The following is a 15,143-nucleotide window of genomic DNA, read 5'->3' as shown; positions in this document are numbered from 1 at the left end:
CGATTTTACAATGTCCCACCGGGAAAACCCCCAAATGACCCACCGCCCCACTCCAGCCCCCACGAACGCTTCGCCGTCTCAAGACGCCCCGGGCCTCAAAGCCCCGACACCCCGAGCTGGAAACATCATCGACTCCCTCAAGCCCGATCCCAAGATCGCCCACGGCTGGCTGCACACCGCCCGGTTCCTCACGACCGCCCCGCAGCTGGAGCACCTGCCCCCCCTGGACGTGCCCGAGGTCGCCTTTGTGGGGCGCTCCAACGCCGGCAAGTCCACCTGCATCAACACACTGACGCAGCAAAAACGCCTGGCCTTCGCATCCAAAACGCCCGGTCGCACGCAGAGCATCAACCTGTTTTCGCTTGGCAAGCAAGGCGTGACCGACGCGGTACTGGCCGATCTGCCAGGCTACGGGTACGCCGCCGTGCCGCGCGAGGCCAAGCTGCGCTGGCAGCGCGTGATGGGCAACTACCTGCTCACCCGCGAAAACCTCAAGGGTGTCGTGCTCCTGATCGACCCCCGCCTCGGGCTGACCGAGCTCGACGAAATCCTGCTGGAAGTGATTCGGCCGCGGGTCGAGGAAGGGCTGAAGTTCCTGGTGCTGCTCACCAAGTCCGACAAGCTCAACCACGCCGAAGCCCAAAAGGCGCTGTCGATTGCGCGACTGCAATCGGGCGGCGGCGAAGCGAGACTGTTTTCTGCCTTGAAGAAAAAAGGGGTGGACGAAGTGGCCATGCTGCTGTGGCAGTGGACCCACGGCGCCGGAGCAACGGCCCAAGCCCCGCAGCCCCTTCCCGAAGACGAACCGCCCGCACTGGACTGAAGCCCGTGTGGGCCCACAGCACATGCCCACATGATCCAGACCTTCCTGCAGACACTGCCGCACGGCATCACGTTGAGTTGCCGCGCCACGGGCACACCTGGCGCACCGGTGCTGCTGTTCCTTCATGGCTTCCCGGAAGCCGCGTTCGTCTGGGACGAACTGCTTGAACACTTTGCACAACCCGAACACGGCGGCTTCCGGTGCATCGCGCCCAACCTGCGCGGGTTCGAGCGATCCAGCGCGCCCGCCGACGTCAGCGCCTATCGCGCCAAGCCGCTGCTGCAAGACCTGGAAGCGCTGATCGACGCCGTCTCAGCGGACAGCCCTACCCCGGGCCAACTGGCGGCGCTGGTGGCACACGACTGGGGCGGCGCACTGGCCTGGGGTCTGGCGGCGCAGCGCCCGGCGCTGATGCAACGCCTGGTGATCGTCAACGCGCCGCACCCCGCCACCTTCCAGCGCGAGCTCGCGCACTCGCAAGAGCAGCAAGCGGCGAGCGCCTACATGAACTTTCTGGCGCGCCCGGATGCCCCTACGCTGCTGGCCGAGAACGATTTCGCGCGCCTCTGGCCTTTCTTCACCCACATGGCGGCCGACAGCGGACCCGCTGCCTGGCTGAACGACACCATGCGCGATCGCTACCGAGCCGTGTGGAACCAAGGCCTCAACGGGCCCTGTGCGTACTACGCCGCTTCGCCCCTGCGCCCGCCGACGGCGGATGACCCTGGTGCGGCCGCGGTACAAGTGCCGCGGGACAAGGCAACGGTCACTGCGCCGACGCTGGTGATCTGGGGCCTGGGAGACACCGCGCTGCCCGAAGCGCTGCTGGATGGCCTGGATGCGTTTGTGAAAGATCTGCGCATCGAGCGCGTGCCGGGCGCCACGCACTGGATCGTGCACGAACAGCCCGCGCGCCTGGCCGAACTGATCGGGCGCTTCATCGCGCCCTGACGCGGCTCAGAGGTCCGCGTAAAAAGACGGCTCGCTCCCGGGTCGTGTCTTGAAACGCTTGTGTACCCAGTAGTACTGCTCCGGTGCACGGCGGATGAAGCCTTCCAGATAGCGGTTCATCTCGGCGGTGTCTGCCTCGGGATCGTCGGTGGGATAGTCGGCCCACGGGGACATCACCGTCACCTCGTAGCCATCGCGCGTGAGCCGGCTCACCACCGGCACGACGCGCGCACGCCCCAATCGCGCCAGGCGCGACAGCGACATGAGGGTGGCCGTCTGCACGCCGAAGAAAGGCACGAAAGCCGCGTCGCGCATGCCATGGTCCATGTCGGGCAGCAGATACAGCGGCAGGCCCTGGCGCATGGCCGCCACCAGCGGCTTGATGCCCTGGCGCTTGCCCACCACGTGGGGGTTGCCAAAACGTTGCCGACCCTGCGCCATCCACCGGTCCACGTCGGCATTGAGCTGTTCGGCATACAGGCCGCAGAAGCGGCGCTCAAGGTGCGCTGTCAGCGCGATCCAGCCCGCGTCCATGCCCACGAAATGCGGGGCAAAAATGACCGTGGGCTCGTTGCCCTCAAGCGCCTTCAGGTCGCCTGTGAGCTTCAAGCGCCGCTGCACGGTGGCCAGCGGCGCTTCCCAGAGCCAGCCGCGGTCCAGCCAGGCCTGGGCGAAATAGACAAAGTGCTGGCGCACCGCCTGGCGTTGCTCGGTCTCGCTGCTTTGCGGGAAGCACAGCGCCCAGTTGATGCGGGCGATGCGCCGGCGACGGGCCGCCAGCACATGGAGCACCTGCCCGAGGCACCAACCCAGCGCCCTCACCCAGCGCAGCGGCAGCCGGGCGAGCAGGCGCATGAACGCCACCCCGAGGCGGTTGGCGAGGTTGCCGCGAGGCAGTTCGAGCTCGGGAGGCAATGAGGACATCAGCGGGGGCGTGGCGCCGAACCGCGCGGCGCCTTGTATCGGTCGTAGGACCAGAGGTACTGGGCGGGGCATTCTCGCACCAGCGACTCCATCGCCCGGTTGATCTGCGTCGCGGCCAGCGCCGCGTCACTCGACAGCGGGCCACCATTGAGCTTGTCGAAGGGAAGCACATGCACGCGATAGCCCCGACCCCAGCCCAGACGTTCGCCCCAGCTGAGCAGGATCGTCACTTGGCCCGCCTGCGCCAGCCGCGCCGACAAGGTCATGGTGTAGGCCTCGCGCCCAAAGAATGGCGCCCACACGCCTTGGCCGTCCGGCGGCACCTGGTCGGGCAACAACCCCACCGCCTGCCCCGCCTTGAGGGCCTTGATGAGTTGCTTGACGCCAGCGAGCGTGGTGGGTGCTGCAAACAGCCCGGGGCGGCCTCGCGCTCCGGCCACCAGATCGCGCAACCAGGGCTTTCGCGCCGGGCGAAACAGCACGGTCATGGGGTGCGCTGCACCAAAACGCCGCGCATAGGCCTGCGCGGTGATCTCGAAGCAGCCCAGATGCGGCGTGAGGAACAGGACCCCGGCACCTTGCGACTGCGTGGCCTCGATGTGCTCCGCCCCCGACCACACCACCGGCACGGGCCGACCCAGCCACAAGCGGGGCAGTTCCGCCACCAGCTTGCCCGACTCCCCCACCGAGGCCAACGCCACACGGCGCGAGACGCCGGCCTGCTGCGCGTGCGCAAACAGGCGGCGACGGTAGCGCCCCGACAGCAAAAAACTCAGCCAGCCCAGTCCCCAGCCCAGCGCGTGCAGGACGGACAACGGCAGCCAGCTCAGCGCACGGAAGAGGCAATGAATCAGCAGGGCCACGGGTGGGAGGGAAAAGGACGCGCGGGGAGTTGAACTAAAATCCCGCCATCGCCGAGTTATCGAACTAATTGCGGGGCGACTCACAAATTCCGCTAAAGCGTTCGCCGAACTCTGACAGACCGGCAACGCCGATCAACCAACTTGGAGTTTAACCATGGCGAACGACTTTCTTTTCACCTCCGAATCTGTCTCTGAAGGCCACCCCGACAAGGTCGCCGACCAGATTTCCGACGCGATTCTCGACGCGATCTTCACCCAGGACCCGCGCAGCCGCGTGGCTGCTGAAACCCTGTGCAACACCGGCTTGGTGGTGCTGGCCGGTGAGATCACCACCAACGCGCATGTGGACTACATCCAGGTGGCCCGCGACACCTTGAAGCGCATCGGCTACGACAACACCGAATACGGCATCGACTACAAGGGCTGCGCCGTCATGGTCTGCTACGACAAGCAGTCCAACGACATCGCCCAGGGCGTGGACCACGCGTCCGACGACCACCTGAACACCGGCGCCGGCGACCAGGGCCTGATGTTCGGCTACGCCTGCGACGAGACGCCCGAGCTCATGCCCGCGCCCATCTATTACGCGCACCGCCTTGTGGAGCGCCAGGCCCAGCTGCGCAAAGACGGCCGCCTGCCCTTCCTGCGCCCGGACGCCAAGAGCCAGGTGACCATGCGCTACGTGGACGGCAAGCCCCACAGCATCGACACCGTGGTGCTCTCCACCCAGCATTCGCCCGACCAGAGCGAGACCTCCACCAAGATGAAGGCATCGTTCAACGAAGCCATCATCGAGGAGATCATCAAGCCGGTGCTGCCCAAGGAATGGCTCAAGGACACGAAGTACCTGATCAACCCGACCGGCCGCTTCGTCATCGGTGGCCCGCAGGGTGACTGTGGCCTCACCGGCCGCAAGATCATCGTCGACACCTACGGCGGCGCATGCCCGCACGGTGGCGGTGCATTCTCTGGCAAAGACCCCTCAAAGGTGGACCGCTCGGCCGCCTACGCCGCACGCTACGTGGCCAAAAACGTGGTGGCCGCCGGCCTGGCCAAGCAGTGTCAGGTGCAGGTGGCCTACGCCATTGGCGTTGCCCGGCCGATGAACATCACTGTCTACACCGAAGGCACTGGCGTGATCCCGGACGACCAGCTCTCCGCGCTGGTGGCCGAGCACTTCGACCTGCGCCCCAAGGGCATCATCCAGATGCTGGACCTGCTGCGTCCGATTTATTCGAAGACGGCGGCCTACGGCCACTTTGGCCGCGAAGAGCCCGAGTTCACGTGGGAGCGCACCGACAAGGCCGCGGCCCTGCGCAAAGCCGCCGGACTGTAAATAGTCACAGAAAAAACCGCCCAAGCCCCAAGGCGCAAGCCCTGGGGCTTTTTTTGCGCACTTTTTTCTGACAGAAAGCGTGGGGCCACCGGTCGTAACAATTTGAATTTTCCGCAGCTGCGTCCGATATGGGAGTACAAGCCGTTTTTCTGGCTTGCACTGCAACGACCCCGGAGCCCTGAACCATGGACACCTCGATCTGCCCCGATGGGATGGACGCGCCTGAGCAGCAGCAGCGGCTCGAGCAGTTACTGGCCCTGCGGACGCAAGAACTTCAGGCCGCGCTGGACAGCGCTCGATCCCTGTGCGACCAGGCCACCTGTGGCCTGCTCACGTTTGATGCAGCGCAGCGCTGCGTCCACCTCAATCAGACCTTGCACAACTGGCTGGGCCACGGCGCGGCAGGCGCGCACCTCAATGGCTTGGTGACGCCTCGCTCGCGCGAAGCACTGACTGCCCATGTGGAATCGCTGTGCCGGATCGGTCACGCCGAGCCGGTCGTGCTCGACTGGATGCGTGTGGACGGCAGCGTCTTCCGCGCCCAACTCGCATCCACCCCGGTGTTCGATGCCGAGGGGCACTTCATGCACGGCAGTGCGGTGATCACCCAGAGCGATGAGGCGACCACCCAGGCGCAGGACGGGCTGCTGCGCAGCATCACCGACCGCATTCCTGCGCGTCTGGCGTACTACGACAAAAACCTGATCTGCCGCTTTGCCAACCAGGCCCACGCCAGCCGCTACGGAAAGACGCCTGCCGAGATGGTCGGCTCGCCGCTCAGCCAGGTGGTGCGGCCTGAAATCCTGCCCGACATCCTGCCGCGCGTGGCGCAGGCGCTCTCAGGCCAGACGCAAACCTTTGAAGCCGAACGCGTGGGCGCCGATGGTCTTCGCAACTACTTCGAGATCCACTACATCCCCGATTTCCGGGATGGCGCAGTCGAGGGCATCTTCATCGAGCTGCACGACATCAGCGAGCGCCGCCGCACCGAAGAGTTCGTGCTGCACGCCAACCGCGATCTTGAAGAGCGCGTGCGCGACCGATCCGCCGAACTGTTCGCCAGCGAGCAGCGGTACCGGCTGATGGTGGACGCCATCCAGGACTACTGCATCTACTTCGTCGACGAGAACGGCGGCATCACCGAGTGGACCGAGAGCGCCCAGCGCCTGCATGGGCACAGCCGCTCGCAGATCATGGGCCGCTCTTACGAAGTGCTGCTGGCGGCCGACAACGCTGGCGAGGACGAGGTCGACCCAGGGCAGGTGCTGCGCCTGGCCAAAGCCCACGGGCAATGGGAAACGCGCGGCTGGCGGCTGCGCGAGGATGGCTCGCGTTTCTGGGCGCACACGGTGCTGACCGCGCTGCGCAACGAAGCCGGTGAGCTGCAGGGGCTCTCCAGCATCACACGCGACATGACGGCGGCCAAGAGCCTGGAAGACGTCATGAACGACCTCAACCGTGAGCTGGAGAAGCGCGTGGCCGAGCGCACGCAACAGCTCGTGGCGGCCAACAAGGACCTGGACGTGTTCTCGCACATGGTCTCGCACGACCTTCGTGCGCCGCTGCGACACATCGCCAGCTTCGTCAGCCTGCTGCAGGAGCAGATGGGCGAATCGACCGACGCACTGGCGCTGCAGTACCAGAACTCGATCGCCAAGGCATCCAAGCGCATGAGCCTGATGATCGAAGGCCTGCTGGAATACGCGCGGCTGGGCCGGGTCGCGATCGAGACGCAGCCGGTGCCCATCTCGCAGCTGGTGCAGGGGGTGATTGCGCACCTCAAGCAGGAAAATCCGGACCGCCGCATCGAGTGGGTGATCGAGAACGACCTGCCCGTGGTGCGCGGCGATGCCATGCTGCTCGCGCAGGCCCTGGGCAACCTGCTGGGCAATTCCGTGAAGTACACCCGCCCGCGCGACGTGGCACGCATCGAGCTGGGCTGGAAGGTCAACCCGGTCGGCGGACGCACGTTCTTCATCGCCGACAACGGCGTGGGCTTTGACCTGGAAAAGGCGCACAACCTGTTCGTGATGTTCCAGCGCCAGCACCACTCGATGGACTTCGAAGGCACGGGCACCGGCCTGGCGCTGTCGCAGCGCATCATCGAGCGCCATGGCGGGCGCATCTGGGCAGAGACCGCGCCTGGCGAGGGCTGCACGTTCTATTTCACGCTGCCCTTCGATGGCATGGAGCCGGAGATGACCTTCTCCGAATCGTCGATGGCAGAGCTCTCGCTCTAACGCATGTGCCCGTGATAATCGGGCGGTGAACACCACCCGCCCGATTTCCACCACGCTGTTCTCGCTGCAAGGCCGCGTGGCCCTGGTCACTGGTGCGGGCCGGGGTCTGGGTCTCGCGATGGCCACGGCACTGGCCGCTCACGGTGCCACGGTCTGGCTCAACGGCCGCGACGCAAGTGCCTTGCAGGACGCCGCAGACACAGTGAGCCAGGCAGGAAGGGACGCCGCGGGCTGCGCGCATGCCCTCGCCTTTGACGTGACCGACGAAGCCGCCGCCAGCGCTGCCGTCGGCCATGTGCTGGCCCAGAGCGGACGGCTCGACATCCTGATCAACAACGTCGGCCAACGCCGGCGCCAGGCGCTGGATGATTTGCCGGCCCAGGCCCTGCGCGAGCTGCTGGAGTCGAACCTGGTCTCGGCCTGGCACCTGTGCCGCGAGGCGGCTCGCCCGATGCGCGAGCAAGGCTTTGGCCGCATCATCAATGTCACGTCCATCGCCGGGCCCATCGCGCGCGCAGGCGATGCCGCGTACACCACAGGCAAGGGGGCGCTGGAGGCGCTCACCCGTGCGCTGGCGGCCGAACTCGGCGCTCAGGGCATCAACGTCAATGCCATTGCACCGGGCTATTTCGCCACCGAAGCCAACGCAGGCATGGTGGAAGACCCGGCCACCACACAGTGGCTCACCCGGCGCAGCTCACTGGGCCGCTGGGGGCAACCCGACGAGATCGGTGGCGCTGCGGTGTTTCTGGCGTCATCCGCCGCGAGCTACGTCACCGGGCAGGTGCTGGTGGTCGATGGGGGCTACTTGGCCCACTTCTGAGCGGCGGGCAGTTCGACGCTGCCCTCCTCCGGCTGTGGCGAGTTCGTTGCCGGTGAGAGGTGTTGCACCACCTTGCGCGGATCGCTCACCATCCGATCCAGCGCAGCGCCCATGTGCGTGACGAGGTGGTCGTCGTCGACCCCGGCCATGGTGTCATCGGGCAAGGCCATCGACACCAGCCGGAAACGCAAGGCGACGTCAGCGGGCAACGCCGGGATGCGCTCCAGCCCCCTGGCCACGATGTGCTGCGCCAGCCGCTTGAGCTCATCGTCGGCGAGCGGGCCCTCAACGAGCACCACAAAACGCGCTTCAGCAATGCGGCACACGGTGTCCACATCGCGCACCACGGCAGACAGGCGGGAAGCAGCCACCACCAGCGCACGATCGCCCGCTTCGCGCCCCTCGCGCGACACGATGTCCGCGTGGTTGGCCAGGTCCACCAGCACCAGCCCGCAGCGATGCCCGTACCGCCGCGCGCGGCGCAACGCATCGCGCAAACGCAGCGTGAGCACGGGCACCACCGTCAGACCTGTCAGCGGGTCGGTGCTTTCAATGGCACGCAGGCGCGCCCGGTTCTCGTTGAATTCCTTCGCACGGCGGTGGAGGATGTAGAGCAGCAAAGGGATCTCGATGGCCGAACCGATCAGCACCGCGTACTGCGTCGCCCAGCCATCGGGCAGCCAGCCGGCGCTGCGCAAGGCGGGAAACGGATAGCTCAGGTGCACGGGCAGGAAACCAATGGCCATCCAGCCGGCGTACTTTTCTCCCAGACGCCACGTCCACACGCACAGGCCAAAACTGAGCAGCACCGACAGCAGGCCATACAGATTGAGCACCACGAAGACGGCCTGGTTCTGCAGCCAGAGGTAGAGCGCTGGAAACACCAGACCGAACAACGACCAGACCAGCACGAACCGGTCCACGCGCTGGTGGTACCTCGACACCGCACAGACTTCGCGAACGAACCAGATGCCGGAGGCCGTCAGCCACAGCATGAACAACGCGGGTGCGGCATCGTTCCAGCGCGCGTGATCCGGCCAGAAAAACAGCCCCCCGATGCCGGTGAATGAGGCCTGGAAGCCCAGCATGCAGATCACGTAGGCGCAATAGGCCACGAAGGCGCGGTCGGCGTACAAGCGCGCGTGCACCCACGCCAGAAAAAGCACGAGCAAGCCAAACCCCAGGTAACCGCCCACCATCAGAAAAGTCCAGGAGCGCATCTCGAGCAAGCGCTCCTCGGTCATGAGCAGCAGGCGCGGGCTCAGCGAGGCCGGCCGGTTTTCCAGTCGCAGCCAGACAGGGGCCCCCGCCTGGGGCGCGAGGGCAAACACGGGCGTCTGGTCCGGGTGGTCCCACTGCGACACCGGCAATCGATCTCCGGCCTCCTGCTTCTGCCACTGCCCATCAGGCCCCAGGGTGTGCAGCGTCGCCCGGTTGGCAAACGCTGCGGCACTGAGCATCAGGTACCAGCGGTGTCCGGGATCGAGCGAAGGTGGTTCCACGCGCAGCCACAAGGCCGCACCATCGAGCCGGAAGGCGCGGTAGTGCTCCATGGGCTGCAAGGCGGTGGCGGGCAGCGAAACCACCTCGTCCACGGTGGCCTGACCCGTGGCGTCCACCCAAAAAGCCGCCTGCAGCGTGACATCGACTTCAGGGGCAATCGCCGCCCTCGCCAGGCCCGGCACAGAGGCCTGGGCGACGCCACACAGCAGCACGGCACAAGCCAGCCATCGGCGAAACACCGCTCGGTATGAAGGAAAAACAGCACGGGAGGATCGGTCCATCCCGTGATCGTAAATGTTTGTGACATACACCCCGGGGGTATTCCTGTCAGGTCCGCGCTTTTGGCAAATAAACCCCGGGCTGCCTTGAAAACCCCCTGCGGCACCCTTATCATTAGCACTCGCTGGAGTTGAGTGCTAACACCCAATCCCAAGTCGATCAGCGGCAAGCGCTGGCCCTGCGGGTCCGCTTCACCGTTCTGAACAACCCCATCTGTTTCATACCCAGGAGATGCAATGAACCTTCGTCCTCTCGCCGATCGCGTGATCGTCAAACGCATTGACAGCGAAACCAAGACCGCCTCCGGCATCGTCATCCCTGACGCCGCCGCCGAAAAGCCTGACCAGGGCGAAGTCCTGGCGGTCGGTCCCGGCAAGAAAAACGACAAAGGCGAACTGTCCGCCATGAACGTCAAGGTCGGTGACCGCGTTCTGTTCGGCAAGTACAGCGGCCAGACCGTCAAGGTCGCTGGCGACGAACTGCTGGTCATGAAGGAAGACGACCTGTTCGCAGTTGTCGAATCCAAGTGATTTTGCGGGACTGACCGACCGACGCGCAGCGCGCCCGGCCGCTCCATCCCGAACTGATTAACTTTTTAATATTCCGGAGAAATCAACATGGCAGCAAAAGACGTCATTTTCGGCGGCGAAGCCCGCGCACGCATGGTTGAAGGCGTGAACATCCTGGCCAACGCGGTCAAGGTCACCCTGGGCCCCAAGGGTCGCAACGTGGTGCTCGAGCGCTCTTTCGGCGCCCCCACCGTGACCAAGGACGGTGTGTCCGTGGCCAAGGAAATCGAACTGAAGGACAAGCTCCAGAACATGGGCGCCCAGATGGTCAAGGAAGTCGCTTCCAAGACCTCCGACAACGCCGGTGACGGCACCACCACCGCTACCGTGCTGGCCCAGGCCATCGTGCGCGAAGGCATGAAGTACGTGGCCGCCGGCATGAACCCGATGGACCTCAAGCGCGGTATCGACAAGGCTGTGGAAGCCCTGATCGCCGAGCTGAAGAAGGCCTCCAAGGCCACCACCACCAGCAAGGAAATCGCCCAGGTGGGTTCCATCTCCGCCAACAGCGACTCCAGCATCGGCGAGATCATTGCCAATGCCATGGACAAGGTTGGCAAGGAAGGCGTGATCACCGTGGAAGACGGCAAGTCGCTGCAAAACGAACTCGACGTGGTCGAAGGCATGCAGTTCGACCGCGGCTACCTCTCGCCCTACTTCATCAACAACCCCGAGAAGCAATCGGCCCTGCTGGACAACCCCTTCGTGCTGCTGTACGACAAGAAGGTCTCCAACATCCGTGACCTGCTGCCCACGCTGGAGCAAGTCGCCAAGGCCGGCCGTCCGCTGCTGATCATTGCCGAAGACGTCGAAGGCGAAGCCCTGGCGACCTTGGTGGTGAACACCATCCGCGGCATCCTGAAGGTTGTGGCCGTGAAGGCACCTGGCTTCGGCGACCGCCGCAAGGCCATGCTGGAAGACATCGCCATCCTGACGGGCGGCAAGGTCATCGCTGAAGAAGTGGGCCTGACGCTGGAGAAGGTGACGCTGGCCGACCTGGGCCAGGCCAAGCGCGTGGAAATCGGCAAGGAAAACACCACCATCATCGACGGCGCTGGCGCTGCCGCTGACATCGAAGCCCGCGTGAAGCAAGTGCGCGTGCAGATCGAAGAAGCCACCAGCGACTACGACCGCGAGAAGCTGCAAGAGCGCGTGGCCAAGCTGGCCGGCGGTGTGGCCGTGATCAAGGTTGGCGCTGCCACCGAAGTCGAAATGAAGGAAAAGAAGGCCCGCGTGGAAGACGCCCTGCACGCCACCCGCGCTGCAGTGGAAGAAGGCATCGTGGCCGGTGGCGGCGTGGCACTGCTGCGCGCCCGCCAGGCTGCCGGCGCCATCAAGGGTGACAACGCTGACCAGGACGCCGGTATCAAGCTGGTGCTCAAGGCCATCGAAGCGCCCCTGCGCGAAATCGTGGCCAACGCCGGTGGCGAGCCATCGGTGGTGGTCAACGCCATCCTGGCCGGCAAGGGCAACTACGGCTTCAACGCCGCCAACGACACCTACGGCGACATGATCGAAATGGGTATCCTGGACCCCACCAAGGTGACCCGCACCGCGCTGCAGAACGCCGCTTCGGTGTCCAGCCTGATGCTGACGACCGAGTGCATGGTGGCCGAGTCCCCGAAGGATGACGCACCTGCCATGCCGGGTGGCGGCATGGGTGGCATGGGTGATATGGGCGGCATGGGCATGTAATTGCTCCGGCTCTCCTTGCCTGAGGGCCGATCGCCGCGTTGCATGGGCTTGCCGTAGCTCCGCTACTGTCAGCGCCCATGCGCCTTGCGCTAGGCCCTCATGCTGCGTCGGAATGCCTCTTGGCGTTCTGACAAAGCCCCAAAAACAAAAGCCCCGCGAGCGATCGCGGGGCTTTTGTTTTGGCTGCGGCCGATCTACTTCATCAAGGCTTCAAGCTTGATCGTGTCTGCCACGAAAGCGCGAATGCCCTCGGCCAGTTTCTCGGTCGCCATCGCGTCTTCGTTCAGCGCGAAGCGGAAGCTGGCTTCGTCGTGCGTCACGAAGGGGATGTCCATCGCTTTGGCCGCGCCTGCGTCGAGCGAGCGATCCAGCGGCGCTTCGCTGGCGGCGAGCTGGGCCAGCAGGTCCGGGCTGATGGTGAGCAGGTCGCAGCCGGCCAGTGCCGTGATCTGGCCCACGTTGCGAAAGCTGGCACCCATCACTTCGGTCGCGATGCCGTGCTTCTTGTAGAACTCATAAATGCTGCGCACCGAGCGCACGCCCGGGTCGTTGGCACCGGCCATGGCGGCCTCGTCCCAGCCGGCAACGGCGGACTTTTTGTACCAGTCGTAGATGCGGCCCACGAATGGCGAAATCAGCTGCACCTTGGCCTGCCCGCACGCCACCGCCTGAGCAAACGAGAACAACAGGGTGAGGTTCGTGTGAATGCCCTCGCGCTCCAGCCGCGCGGCCGCCTGAATGCCTTCCCAGGTGGAGGCGATCTTGATCAGCACGCGGTCCACGTGCACGCCTTCGCCTTGGTACAGCTCGATGATGCGGCGCGCGCGCGTGACCGTCGCTTCGGTGTCGAAACTGAGCCGCGCATCCACTTCGGTCGACACGCGCCCCGGGATGAGCCGCAGGATCTCGCACCCAAAACGCACCAGCAGCCGGTTGGTCACCTCGTCCAGCCCCTGCGCGCCGTAGCTCGCGACCGCGTCCTTCAGCAGGTGCGCGTACTCGGGCTTTTGCACCGCCTTGAGGATGAGCGACGGGTTGGTCGTCGCATCCTGCGGGGCGTAGGCCGCGATCTGGTTGAAGTCGCCGGTGTCGGCCACCACCGTGGTGAATTGTTTGAGGGCGTCGAGCTGGTTCATGGCTGGATTATCGGCCAGCTCGTGTAATAAAATTTCACGATTCCGTCCATCGATGTAACCGAGGGCTCGCGCCATGCTTGACCGGATCAAAGCCTCCATGCCCTCGCTGGCACCTGCCGAGCAGCGCGTGGCCAAGCTCGTGCTGCTCGACCCGCGCACCTTCGCCAGCCTGCCGGTGACCGAACTGGCCGACCGTGCCCATGTGAGCAAGCCCACGGTGGTGCGCTTCTGCCGCAGCATGGGCTACGACGGTCTGTCGGACTTCAAGCTCAAGCTCGCCGGCACCGTGAGCGAAGGCGTGCCGTTCATCCACCGCAGCGTGGACATGGACGACAAGACCGGCGACGTGCTGGTCAAGGTGATCGACAACACGGTGGCGGCGTTCCTGAAGTACCGCAACGACGCCTCCAGCCATGCGATCGAGAAGGCAGTCGATGCGCTGGTGGCCACGTACAAGAACCGCGGCCGCATCGAGTTCTACGGCGCGGGCAACTCGGGCATCGTGGCGCAGGACGCGCAGCACAAGTTCTTTCGCCTGGGCATCAACGCCATTGCCTACAGCGACGGCCACATGCAGGTGATGAGCGCATCGCTGCTCGGGCCGGGCGACTGCCTGGTGATCATTTCCAATTCGGGCCGCACACGCGACTTGATGGACGCAGCCGACATTGCCCGCAAGCACGGCGCGACGGTGATCACCATCACCACCAGCGGCACACCGCTGGCGCAGAGCGGCCACATTCACCTGTCGGCCGACCACCCGGAGGGCTACGACCGCTACAGCCCCATGACCTCTCGCCTGATGCACCTGATGGTCATCGACATTGTGGCGACCTGCCTGGCGCTGCGCATCGGCGGCACGAAGCTGCAGCCCTTGCTCAAGGAAATGAAGAACAACCTCAAGAGCAAGCGCTACGCCTGAAGGCGCGCGCCACCGCTCAGATGCGTCCTTCCTGCACCGCGTGGCAGGCAATTCGGATACCACCCAGCGTCAACAGCTCGGGCCGCTCGTTGCGGCAGCGGTCGTTGGCGTGCGGGCAACGCGGGTTGAACGCGCAACCACTGGGTGGGTTCAGCGGATTGGGCACCTCGCCAGACACCGGTGTGCGGGCACGCCCGGTGTCGTGCATCTTGGGAATGGCATCCAGCAGCATGCGCGTATAGGGGTGGCGCGGGCTGTCAAACAGCGTGTGCTTGGGCGCCAGCTCCACCAGCCGACCGAGGTACATCACCCCCACCTGATCGCTGACGTGGCGCACCACGGCCAGGTTGTGGCTGATGAACAGGTAGGTCAGACCGCGCTCGCGCTGCAGGTCTTTCATGATGTTGAGCACCTGCGCCTGCACGCTGACGTCCAGCGCGGAGGTGGGCTCGTCGCATACCAGAAACTCGGGCTGGGTCGCCAGCGCGCGCGCGATGGAAATGCGCTGGCGCTGGCCGCCCGAGAACTGGTGCGGGTACTTCACACGGTCCAGGGGCGACAAGCCCACCGACTTCAGCAACTCATCGACCCGCGCGCGCAAGGCCGCAGGGTCGGTCTCGATCTCGTGTTCGCGCAGCGGCTCGGCAATGATGTCTTCCACCCGCCAGCGGGGATTCAGGCTGGCGTAGGGATCCTGAAAAATCATCTGGATCCGGCGGCGCAGCTTGCGGCCTTCAGGGGTTTTGAAGGCCGCGTGCGCGTCCTGCCCGTCAAACTCGAAGCCCCCGCGTGTGGGCTCATACAAACCGACCAGCAGGCGTGCCACCGTGCTCTTGCCGCAGCCGGACTCACCCACCAGCGCCAGCGTCTGGCCGCGCGGAATGTCGAAGGACACGCCGTCGACCGCGCGCAGCAGCTGGCGCGGCTGGCGCTCGATGACACGGTTGAGCCACGGTGCGGACACGTCAAAAGTCTTGGCCAGATCGGTGGCACGCACCAACGGTGACGCGTTGGCGGCCTCGGTGGTGGCAGCAGACACGGCAGCGCGGGTCTCGGCCGTGCGAGCTTGGGCAGTGTTT

Annotated in this window: 13 protein-coding genes; 8 read left to right on the top strand and 5 right to left on the bottom strand. The window is 65.3% G+C overall.

Features of this window, described 5'->3' with window-relative positions; translation table 11 throughout:
- Positions 1-34 precede the first annotated feature (34 nt).
- On the top strand, positions 35-823 hold the full coding sequence (gene yihA, locus KXJ60_RS16615; RefSeq protein ID WP_291130534.1) for a ribosome biogenesis GTP-binding protein YihA/YsxC: 789 nt from the start codon (positions 35-37) through the stop codon (positions 821-823).
- Between the two features lie 30 nt (positions 824-853).
- Positions 854-1,774, top strand: coding sequence for an alpha/beta fold hydrolase (locus tag KXJ60_RS16610; protein WP_291130531.1), 921 nt, complete (start codon positions 854-856; stop codon positions 1,772-1,774).
- A 6-nt stretch (positions 1,775-1,780) separates the two neighbouring features.
- On the opposite strand, the gene KXJ60_RS16605 is transcribed toward KXJ60_RS16610, so the two are convergent.
- Both KXJ60_RS16605 and KXJ60_RS16600 read right to left on the bottom strand, forming a co-directional pair.
- Positions 1,781-2,698 carry a lipid A biosynthesis acyltransferase gene (locus KXJ60_RS16605; RefSeq protein WP_291130528.1) on the bottom strand — a complete coding sequence of 306 codons (918 nt, stop codon included), beginning with the start codon at positions 2,696-2,698 and terminating at the stop codon, positions 1,781-1,783.
- Positions 2,698-3,561, bottom strand: a complete 864-nt coding sequence (locus KXJ60_RS16600; RefSeq protein ID WP_291130525.1) for a lysophospholipid acyltransferase family protein — start codon at positions 3,559-3,561, stop codon at positions 2,698-2,700. The genes KXJ60_RS16605 and KXJ60_RS16600 overlap by 1 nt, the downstream gene beginning before the upstream one ends.
- Before the next feature lie 154 nt (positions 3,562-3,715).
- Between KXJ60_RS16600 and metK the strand changes: the two genes are divergently transcribed.
- The 3 genes from metK (at position 3,716) to KXJ60_RS16585 (ending at position 7,960) form a co-directional block, all read left to right on the top strand.
- On the top strand, positions 3,716-4,897 hold the full coding sequence (gene metK / locus KXJ60_RS16595; protein WP_291130522.1) for a methionine adenosyltransferase: 1,182 nt from the start codon (positions 3,716-3,718) through the stop codon (positions 4,895-4,897).
- 185 nt (positions 4,898-5,082) lie between these two features.
- Positions 5,083-7,137, top strand: a complete 2,055-nt coding sequence (locus tag KXJ60_RS16590; RefSeq protein ID WP_291130519.1) for a PAS domain S-box protein — start codon at positions 5,083-5,085, stop codon at positions 7,135-7,137.
- Between the two features lie 25 nt (positions 7,138-7,162).
- The gene (locus tag KXJ60_RS16585; protein ID WP_291130517.1) at positions 7,163-7,960 is read left to right on the top strand and encodes an SDR family oxidoreductase; all 798 of its coding nucleotides are present in this window, start codon (positions 7,163-7,165) and stop codon (positions 7,958-7,960) included.
- On the opposite strand, the gene KXJ60_RS16580 is transcribed toward KXJ60_RS16585, so the two are convergent.
- Positions 7,942-9,744, bottom strand: a complete 1,803-nt coding sequence (locus KXJ60_RS16580) for a 7TM diverse intracellular signaling domain-containing protein (protein WP_291130514.1) — start codon at positions 9,742-9,744, stop codon at positions 7,942-7,944. The two genes, KXJ60_RS16585 and KXJ60_RS16580, sit on opposite strands and share 19 nt — an antisense overlap.
- Before the next feature lie 234 nt (positions 9,745-9,978).
- On the opposite strand from KXJ60_RS16580, the gene KXJ60_RS16575 reads away from it, so the two are divergent.
- Together KXJ60_RS16575 and groL are read left to right on the top strand one after the other, a co-directional pair.
- Positions 9,979-10,272, top strand: coding sequence for a co-chaperone GroES (locus KXJ60_RS16575; RefSeq protein ID WP_066268460.1), 294 nt, complete (start codon positions 9,979-9,981; stop codon positions 10,270-10,272).
- An 87-nt stretch (positions 10,273-10,359) separates the two neighbouring features.
- Complete coding sequence (gene groL / locus KXJ60_RS16570; RefSeq protein WP_291130510.1) at positions 10,360-12,006, top strand: chaperonin GroEL; 1,647 nt, start codon at positions 10,360-10,362, stop codon at positions 12,004-12,006.
- A gap of 194 nt (positions 12,007-12,200) precedes the next feature.
- Here the strand turns inward: groL and tal are convergent, their stop codons facing one another.
- The gene (gene tal, locus KXJ60_RS16565) at positions 12,201-13,142 is read right to left on the bottom strand and encodes a transaldolase (RefSeq protein ID WP_291130507.1); all 942 of its coding nucleotides are present in this window, start codon (positions 13,140-13,142) and stop codon (positions 12,201-12,203) included.
- A 73-nt stretch (positions 13,143-13,215) separates the two neighbouring features.
- On the opposite strand from tal, the gene KXJ60_RS16560 reads away from it, so the two are divergent.
- Complete coding sequence (locus KXJ60_RS16560) at positions 13,216-14,064, top strand: SIS domain-containing protein (RefSeq protein WP_291130505.1); 849 nt, start codon at positions 13,216-13,218, stop codon at positions 14,062-14,064.
- A 16-nt stretch (positions 14,065-14,080) separates the two neighbouring features.
- Here KXJ60_RS16560 and KXJ60_RS16555 read toward each other — a convergent pair whose 3' ends face one another.
- Positions 14,081-15,103: a dipeptide ABC transporter ATP-binding protein gene (locus KXJ60_RS16555; RefSeq protein ID WP_291130727.1), complete on the bottom strand. Its 1,023-nt coding sequence runs from the start codon at positions 15,101-15,103 to the stop codon at positions 14,081-14,083.
- Positions 15,104-15,143: the final 40 nt, after the last annotated feature.

Source organism: Hydrogenophaga sp., assembly GCF_019264445.1.
Lineage (GTDB): Bacteria > Pseudomonadota > Gammaproteobacteria > Burkholderiales > Burkholderiaceae_C > Hydrogenophaga.
Note: the sequence above shows the minus strand (reverse complement) of the source record. Positions and strands in the feature narration are given on the sequence as shown.